We start from the raw sequence: 8638 nt of genomic DNA, 5'->3' as shown, positions 1-8638 counted from the left end.
TTTTGCGCCATTTGAAATGGTGAGGCAGTCCGGTCTTGGGGGTTCCCCCCATGAGGAACTGCCGAACCCGAAGGGGTATGTTTATTTCCGCCGTGTTGTACTAGATTGTCAATTTCAAAAAGGCGATCGCTATACCTACGGTAAACTGCGAAGATCGCAAAGTCCAAGTAGTTAAGAGCGATCGCTTCCCCAAATAGGCGCAGTCAGCGCGTCTCACTGGCTGTCCCTAGCTTCTTCGAGCAACTTCTCTAAAAGGGACATGTCAATTCTAATATCAAGCCCCACCTAGATACTTTCGAGGTAGGGCTTTTGTTTTTATGTCTGGAGTCGATATGCAATCATGTAATCAAGCGCGATGGCGTACACGCCCGCAGTAGGCGATCGCAGTGGGGAATTTATCCGATTGTTAAAGCTGGTTCTTTACAGAAGTTAAATAGGGCTGACTCAGTTTCTGATTCATCTTCAAATACAGCAGAAATGTACCATTCACAGGGCGAACCATTCGTATATTCAGCCCAAGCAATTGTTGCTGTTTCACCTGATGGAATCCCTGACTCACCCAAGTTAAATGAGGCCCACTCTTCATCATCGACAGATACCCACAACTCTGTAATTGCCAATTCAGTTTTATTGGTAACGGTAAAGGTGAATTGGTCTGACATAAATACCCTTGCCTTTTAACGATAAATAAATTGCAGATTGTCAGTCACTGATTATACTGCCACTTGTTTTAAAAGTTGTCATACTAACTGCCAGAATATAGACTTACACATAGTTTCAAGTTTGTTTGATTTAATTTAAATTTATTAAAGAGTATTAAAAATATCACCGATTCAGATTGAGTCTATCGAGATAGCCAATGCCATGCAACAGCAGATTTAGGTCGCGGTTCTCACAAACGTCTGACAATACAGCACGTCCCCAGTGTCACAAAATTTTCAGGCAATGTATTTTTTACTGAGCAGAAGTAGTTGAGAGCGATCGCCTCAAACATACTACAAATCGGAAATCGCAAAATCTAATCGATTCTGTCTTAATACAGTTTTGCGTAAAAGCGTAGCATTTTTAATGTAGGGGGATGCATTGGCATTGCAGAGGGACGCATTGACATTGTATCGGGATGCATTGGCATTGACAGAGGGACGCATTGACATTGTATCGGGATGCATTGGCATTGCAGAGGGACGCATTGACATTGTATCGGGATGCATTGGCATTGTATCGGGACGCATTGGCATTGCAGGGGGAGGCATTAACATTGTATTGGGATGCATTGGCATTGCAAGGTATTGCCAAATTTAATTCGCTACGAATTAATGAAATGCTGTACTTAGTACAGTTCATATTTCATTAACTGACAGGGCAGCGTTCCGTTGTACACTGCAATCCGTTGGGATGATTTTAGTCCAATCGATTGAGACAGTTCCTTGTTGCCACTCAGGACAAATGCAGTCCAGCCTTTAAAGCGTTGTTTCAGCACATCGCCCAAAAGTTTATAGAACGCCCCTAGATCGCTATCTCGCCCCAGCCGTTCGCCATAAGGTGGATTGCAGAATAAAATCCCACTGTCTGCGGGGGCGACAACATCAGCAAGCTCCATTTGAGAAAACCATACATGGTTATCAACGCCGCAGTTTTGAGCATTGTTAATCGCTTGCTCGATTATATTTTCATCGCGATCGCTTCCCCAAATAGGCGCAGTCAGAGTATCAAGTTGGCTGTCCTTAGCTTCTTGGAGCAGTTTTTCTAAAAGGGACAGATCAAAATCGAGCCAATTTTCAAATCCAAAGCAATCGCGAAATAGTCCTGGTGCGATGTTCAGTGCTTTTAAGCTAGCTTCTAAGGGTAAAGTGCCAGATCCACACAGAGGATCGTAGAACATCTGGTCTGGCTGCCAACCCGAAAGTTGAATCAGGGCAGCAGCTAGAGATTCCTTAAGAGGGGCTGCTCCAACCGCAGGGCGGTAGCCTCTACGGTGCAGACTATTTCCAGAACTGTCGAGTTTAACGGTACAACTATCGCGTTCAATATGAACATTGATCCGCACATCTGGTTCATGAAGCTCTACATTTGAACGTTCGCCCAGATTTTCTTGCTGCTGATCAACGATCGCATTTTTGACCTGGAGAGATGTGAAGTGGCTGTGGTTGAGGCGATCGTTTTTGCCCGTGACATTCACCGCCAGCGTCATGTCTGGCGTGAGATAGCTTTGCCAATCGATAGTCTGGATACCGCGATAGAGATCCTTGGCATCAAAGCAAGGAAACTCATGGATATTCACCAAGATTCGGAACGGTAGCCTAGCCCAGAGGTTGACGCGATAAAGTAGGGTGCGATCGCCCTCAAAGGCTACACCGCAAAACCCCGGCTCCACGGAATGAGCACCCAGTTGCTCTAACTCCTGAGCCGCGAGGGTTTCTAATCCGCGAGCAACCGTTGCAAAATACTGATTCATCCTCTAATCCAAAGCATTATCTTCACTGCTCACCCATTGACGCACTTTAGCTTAACTCATATCTTGTAACATTCTCTCTCCTTAAGTCTGCGATTATAACCTTAGTAGGGTACAACGAATTAAATGAGGAGGCCTCCTGCCTCCTCATTTAATTCGGTAACTCAGCACCACAAGCGCCAGACAAATGAAATCAAGCCTGAGTAAGGACACAGGAAATATTTGTTGAAAGAGATTATATTTTCTTCAGTTTAAGTACTATCTTAAATTAATTAACCTTGCTAATATCAAGCTGAAACAGTGTTCAGGCACTTTGCAATACAACCCATGAAAAAAAATAGTCAGAGGGAAAAACTATGAGTTTAGTATCTGATATTGTTCTGCTACAAGACTTAACATCGTCATCTAATGACACTTTAGTCCAGCTTAAAGCCGTACTTCCGGCGACGGTAAATCGCTTAACTAATCCGACGTTAGCAAGTATCTTTGGTGATGACCTAAAATTTGGTATTGCCTCTTTCAAGGATAAGCCACTTGTGCCTTTTGGAGGTTACGCTGACTATGTATATCAAGCAGAAGTCGCTTTGACAAATAATGTCACAACAATTAAAGACAAAATCTTTAATTTTCAAGCTTTTGGTGGCAATGATGGGCCAGAATCACAATTATTTGCACTCTTGTTCGCAGCTTTAGATAGCGGCGGCAGTCTTGGTTACAGAGTCGGTTCGTTTCGTGTTGTTATAATAGCTACCGATAGTATTTATCACGTTGCTGGCGATCGGGCAGCAGTTAGGCCAGATAGTATTGGCAATAATGGAGATGGGATAGCTGATGCTTATGAAGATTATCCAAAGATCGGACAAGTAAAAACTGCACTAGAAGCAAATAACATTATTCCAATTTTTCTAACTACGAGTAATGTTGCAGCCGATTACGAGACACTAGTTACCCAGCTTGGTCGAGGTGCTGTACTGACTCTTGGTTCTAAAAGTGAGAATCTTGCAGATACCATAAAAGAGGCAATTGCTCGAGCCAGAAATGCGATCGGTACTGATGTCACTACAACCAATGGAGACGATACCTTTAGTTCGGAGAATTTTTCGGCTGGCGATAAGGTTATTTTTGCTAAGGATGGTGATGACAGTATTTCGCTTTCTAGTGTTATTGGTAATCATTACATTGATGGGGGGGCAGGTTCTGACATCCTTGTTGGTGGATCTGGTGCAGACAGAATCGATGGGGGTAGTGATGATGACAACCTTTCGGGGAACGACGGTGATGATATTCTTTTTGGCAGTAGTGGAAAAGATATTCTGATCGGGAACAAAGGCAACGATTACCTACAGGGAGATAGTGGGGATGACTTACTAGAAGGAGGCGCTGGTTTAGATAAGTTTGCATTTGCAACAGGATCGAAGTTTGATATTAGGCAACTCGGAGTTGATATTATTAGTGACTTCAATACTGAGCAAGACAAGATCCAACTATCTAAATCTACCTTTACCGCTCTAAGTAACTCAGTCTTCCCGACTAAATTAAATTCCGCAGACTTTGCCACAGTGACGAACGATACTTTAGCTGCAAGTAGTAGTGCGGTGATTGTTTATAATAGCGCAAATGGTAGTCTCTTTTATAACCCTAATGGTTCGGCAGATGATTTTGCTGAGATTAATTTTGGGGGTAAATTTGCACAATTGGATTCTACGTCTTTTCCGGCTTTAACTACCGCTAGTTTTCAGGTAGTTTTTTAAAGAGGCAGTAGGAAGGAAGGGGAGCAATGCGATTTTGCGAGGTTTGGGAAAAAAGGTGCGATCGCTAAACCCTTTGCTCAGTAATTAAAATATATTTATACTAAATAAGCAGTATTTTTACTGTAAAAAAGATGATCTTAGTCACAACGAGTTTTCAGTCTCTTTTTCTGACAATAAAAAAGGTAGGATTCTCAAGTAGCAATAGTTTTGAGATAGGGATTATCTACCTTAATGGAAAAAAATATAATATACTCAAATTATTTAACCGCTATCTTCTTGGGATATTTTAAGAAGATAAATTGTGGTGTGGTTTAATCATATTCGTATAATAAAAGTTTATTTTTTTATCAGTATTTGTGTTTAGCGATCGCACCTTTTTCCCAAACCTCACAAAATCGCATTGCTCCCCATCTCCATCACATTCATGGCAACCATAATAACTGGAAATCCCAAAATATGATGGCAGTACATCAATCCTGTCACCAATATATCCACATGAGCAAAAGGGATACTTAAGATTGTCGGGAGTCGGATACACGGAAACGGGTATGTCCGGTTCTAAATGAGAGGGGCGGGAGATAATACTCCCCCTCGACCTAACTCAATACCTCCAACTTGCGGACTAATTTAGGTATAATAAATTACTTATAAAGCTTAGCAATATTCCCCGGTACTCAGATCAATTCATGTGATTCGACACTAGCTAATAGGCGAAAAATCGAGGTAAGTCTGAAGAAATATTAAAAGCAAAATGATAAAACAAAGATCAAGATACATTTAGATAGATTTGAATACCATCAACAACATAGTACCAATCTTCAAATTTGAAGATTAATACTTTTGCTTGGGGTAATTTAATTAAGCTGAACGGTTTGCTGATTAATTAGAACAATAAGCAATGAATTGCTTGCGACGAAGAAACTATCACATGAAGAACTCTGCCTTGACTCTTATTCGTAGTGTTTTAGCCGCCTCGGTCATCACCACATCGCTCACATTTAGCTTCGCTGCACCGTCGTTAGCTCAGGCTCATACGACCGTACGGTTTTCCTCTGGCAAAGACAACACTTTTATACGGTCTTCGATCGCGGGCAACCAATACCATGACTACATTCTGAATGGGCGGGCAGGGCAGAGGATGTCGGTTTCGTTGATTACCAATGGAGTAGCATACTTCAACATTCTCTCACCAGGCAGCACTGATCGGGCAATTTATAACAGCTCAATGTCGGGCAACGACGCAAGCGTTCGTTTGTCACAGAGTGGCAACTATACAGTTCGTGTGTATCTAAAGGGTGGCAATAAGGACAGAAATCGAACGGTTCCTTTTGAACTTTCAGTCGGTATCTTGTGATGGTTGCTTCTCAATACTAAACAAAAGCTTGAAAAGCGGCACAGCAGCGATGCGTTTATCGCATCGCTCCTAACAGTTTTCTTGATCGCTGGAAGTGCAGCAGTCTAAACACGTCCAACAGCGTATTATGCGCGGGATCTTAGGCAGAAATTTTCTGCCCAATATAATCTAGTTCGGCGGCTACCAACGACCATCTTTTGAGACACGGCAAGACACAAATCACCCTCATCAGCTTCACGCCTGTTTAGCACCGCAAAAAGGAAAATTGTATGTCCCCCCTAAGACACGAAGCCGCTGTACCTGTTGAATATCGACTGTTTGGACTCGATCGTCGGCTCATTTGGCCGACGGTGAGCGTTTATCTTGTGGTGTTTTTATGGTCGGGAGTCATGCCAGCCATCAACGAGGCTGTTCATAACAAAGAGGTTTTAGCAGGGACAGCTTATAATGTCGGTCCCGTAAGGTTTACGCCAACCCAAGGCTGGGTGATAACTAAGACCCCATTCCCTGTCGGGAGTTCATCAAACGCAGTGGTCTTCAAAGATGGCGTCACGTTTAGCGTCAAGAGCGGTGTCTGGAGGGGAACTGCCGAGGAACTCCTTAACCAGATCGTGAAAGACCAGCATGAATTTATTGTCGAGGGAAAAACAGTTCCCGTTACAACACTGCAAAAGGTTGCCGGAGTAGCTAAGAGAATTAATGGTCCCGACTATACTGGTCTACTGCTCGCATACGTCGATGGCAAGGGTCAGGCAGTCGAAGTGATTGTGAAGGGCCCGGCCGCTACCTCCACACAACTGGAGCAACCGATCGCTGACATGATTAAGAGCATCACATTTAAACCAAAGGAGGGCGATTCGTGACCAGCACCTCAAAGAGTGAGGACACAATCCGCAAGGCTGCCATCGATCGTTCGGGCTGGAGCAATTCCGTCCGATTTTTTCAGCCGCACAACCCGGCGTACTACCTGTATTGGTTGCTCGTACTGAAAGGTACTTACGTCTTCTGCGGACTTTTGTTCGGCAGCGCCATCTATCCCACCGCTCTGTTTATTGCCCTCTCCTCTGAGGCACTGTATTGCCTGCCTTGGATCTGGTTTCTCACGCACAAAGATCGGTATGAACGTGAGCCAGCCAAGCTCGCGCTGCTCGGCTTCCTCTGGGGCGGACTAGTAGCGCCGTGGGTCATGGCGCTCCCTGGCAATGGTGCAATCCTATCGCTATTTGCAAAGCTGACCAGCCTCAACTTTTATAGCCATTGGAGTCCGGCCCTCACGGCACCCATCGTGGAGGAAAGCTCCAAATTCGTCGGGCTGGTCATGCTCGCTTTACTAGCACGCAACCATGTCCGCAACGCCTACGACGGGTTTCTGCTTGGTGCGTTTGTGGGTCTCGGCTTTCAGGTCTTTGAAGACGTGTCTTACATTGTGGGCGCCCCCGACGCAAGCTTCGGATCGCAGCAGGTTGCTAATGCGTTGCAGGTATTGGTAGTGCGCACAGCGACCGGTTTCTGGAGTCACTCGCTCTTCACGGCGGTTGCGGGTACAGGGTTTGGCTACTTCCTCGAAGCGAAAAATCGCTCGTTCGGCCATCGGTTCGCGGTTTTGGTAGGTTTCTTTCTGTTGGCTTGTCTGGCTCATGGCTGTTGGGATGCCATGGGCGGGTTTATTGGCTTCGGGCCCATCGGTATCGCCATTGGAACGGTTGCGATTTTGCTTGCGTGGCGGTTCTCCGAGCAGCGTCAGCGCAAGTTTGTCCGCGTCCTGCTGGCTGACGAGGTTGCAAACGGAATCGTGACAGAAGCCGAACTGGCTGCGATTTCTAACCGACCGAAGAATCGGCGAGCTTACCTGAGAGAGATCAAGTCCTCATCCGGGCCTGACGCGGCAAAACGCGCTGGGTTCATACTTGATGCGGCGATCGATCTTGCAGCAGCAATTGCATCTACAGACAATCTCGATAGTCCGGCAGCCAAAGCCGCGCGTGCGGAGATTGCGAGGGTGCGTGGTGCAGCACGGTTAGGTTGATTAGAGTAGATTCCAGCCGAAATGCCGAGGCGATCGAGAGTGCCTGATCTTACGGGGGGACAAAAAGGGCTAGTATGCAGACAGAATAAGCCTCATAGCCCTCTCTCATTGTTGGTAGTACTTACGCTTATTAGGATTAATCTCAATAATTCAGTCACTAACTCATAGGAACTTTCTGTGAAATTGACCCAATTGTGGCCATATAGCCCAATATAAAAACTACTATGTCGTCGAACAGTCCGCTTAGATTCTTTAATTCGTCCAACATATTTTTGAACACCCATGCGTTTAATTTTTTGACCAGATATTGTTGCAGAGGTATAGGCAAGCGAGATTAATAATATTAGGGAAATTAGCCGTTGACCTGATACATTAGTATCTTCCAAGTTATAACCACCACTCTTAAAATCTCTAAACATCTCTTCAATATCAAACCGTTGTTTATAAGCTTTAATAGCTGAATCTAAATTATCTAAATTAGTCAGGATAAACCAGCCCTCCTCCGGTGCAACTCCAAAGCGTTTTCGTTTCCATTTACCCGCAAGATTAAAGCTAATAAATCCTGTAGATGAGAGTATATCTAATACCTTGATAAAAGAATGAAACTCCATGCGATAAACCTGAATTTTTTAATTGGAGCCAAAGTTCTGGTTCTATTTCTATAAAAGCATCTTTCTTTATACGTAAGCAAAAGTATACTTTCTGCTCTGTAAGCCAGTTAGCCAGCTTTATTGAGCAAAATTCCCGGTCTCCTAATACTATAGTTTTATAATTCTTGAAAAGAGGTAATGCTTTTTTAAATACTGCTTCTTATTCATCAAAATTACTCGAACCTAACTTGTCTAACAACTCAAAATATATTGGAATAGACCTCTTATCCCAAACCACGCTAATCATTAATAAATTGATACATCTCCAATTAGTCCTGTCTATTACTAGATAAACAACTTGATTTAAAGGAATCTTACTGTGGGTTATCTGATGATAGTCAGAAAACTTGACTGGGAGCATCCCACTTTTTATTATTTAAAAAAAGGTAAATAAAGCATGAGAAG

The 8638-nt window shown here is 43.9% G+C and carries 7 protein-coding genes and 1 pseudogene; 5 read left to right on the top strand and 3 right to left on the bottom strand.

Annotated elements, in window-relative coordinates; translation table 11 throughout:
• Positions 1–395 precede the first annotated feature (395 nt).
• Positions 396–662, bottom strand: a complete 267-nt coding sequence (locus ACFE93_RS33155; RefSeq protein ID WP_322736573.1) for a hypothetical protein — start codon at positions 660–662, stop codon at positions 396–398.
• 421 nt (positions 663–1083) lie between these two features.
• Between ACFE93_RS33155 and ACFE93_RS33150 the strand changes: the two genes are divergently transcribed.
• Complete coding sequence (locus ACFE93_RS33150; protein WP_375480128.1) at positions 1084–1302, top strand: hypothetical protein; 219 nt, start codon at positions 1084–1086, stop codon at positions 1300–1302.
• Positions 1303–1330: 28 nt separating this feature from the next.
• Here ACFE93_RS33150 and ACFE93_RS33145 read toward each other — a convergent pair whose 3' ends face one another.
• Positions 1331–2455, bottom strand: a complete 1125-nt coding sequence (locus tag ACFE93_RS33145; protein ID WP_375480126.1) for a class I SAM-dependent RNA methyltransferase — start codon at positions 2453–2455, stop codon at positions 1331–1333.
• Positions 2456–2808: 353 nt separating this feature from the next.
• Between ACFE93_RS33145 and ACFE93_RS33140 the strand changes: the two genes are divergently transcribed.
• From ACFE93_RS33140 to ACFE93_RS33125, 4 genes are all read left to right on the top strand, one after another.
• Positions 2809–4203 carry a hypothetical protein gene (locus ACFE93_RS33140; RefSeq protein ID WP_375480124.1) on the top strand — a complete coding sequence of 465 codons (1395 nt, stop codon included), beginning with the start codon at positions 2809–2811 and terminating at the stop codon, positions 4201–4203.
• 1138 nt (positions 4204–5341) lie between these two features.
• Positions 5342–5557, top strand: a complete 216-nt coding sequence (locus ACFE93_RS33135; RefSeq protein ID WP_375480122.1) for a hypothetical protein — start codon at positions 5342–5344, stop codon at positions 5555–5557.
• 389 nt (positions 5558–5946) lie between these two features.
• Positions 5947–6420, top strand: coding sequence for a hypothetical protein (locus ACFE93_RS33130; protein ID WP_375480120.1), 474 nt, complete (start codon positions 5947–5949; stop codon positions 6418–6420).
• Positions 6417–7583: a PrsW family intramembrane metalloprotease gene (locus ACFE93_RS33125; RefSeq protein ID WP_375480118.1), complete on the top strand. Its 1167-nt coding sequence runs from the start codon at positions 6417–6419 to the stop codon at positions 7581–7583. The genes ACFE93_RS33130 and ACFE93_RS33125 overlap by 4 nt, the downstream gene beginning before the upstream one ends.
• 105 nt (positions 7584–7688) lie before the next feature.
• Here ACFE93_RS33125 and ACFE93_RS33120 read toward each other — a convergent pair.
• A pseudogene (locus tag ACFE93_RS33120) lies at positions 7689–8525 on the bottom strand (IS4 family transposase); the annotation flags it as partial.
• Between the last annotated feature and the right edge of the window lie 113 nt (positions 8526–8638).

The sequence above is a fragment of the uncultured Nostoc sp. genome (genome assembly GCF_964247315.1).
Classification (GTDB): Bacteria; Cyanobacteriota; Cyanobacteriia; order Cyanobacteriales; family Nostocaceae; genus Nostoc.
Note: the sequence above shows the minus strand (reverse complement) of the source record. Positions and strands in the feature narration are given on the sequence as shown.

Excerpts from the sequence above, each read along its gene's own strand:
- ACFE93_RS33155 (WP_322736573.1), bottom strand. The coding sequence starts at position 662 with ATGTCAGACCAATTCACCTTTACCGTTACCAATAAAACTGAATTGGCA.
- ACFE93_RS33145 (WP_375480126.1), bottom strand. The coding sequence starts at position 2,455 with ATGAATCAGTATTTTGCAACGGTTGCTCGCGGATTAGAAACCCTCGCG.
- ACFE93_RS33140 (WP_375480124.1), top strand. The coding sequence starts at position 2,809 with ATGAGTTTAGTATCTGATATTGTTCTGCTACAAGACTTAACATCGTCA.
- ACFE93_RS33135 (WP_375480122.1), top strand. The coding sequence starts at position 5,342 with ATGTCGGTTTCGTTGATTACCAATGGAGTAGCATACTTCAACATTCTC.
- ACFE93_RS33130 (WP_375480120.1), top strand. The coding sequence starts at position 5,947 with ATGCCAGCCATCAACGAGGCTGTTCATAACAAAGAGGTTTTAGCAGGG.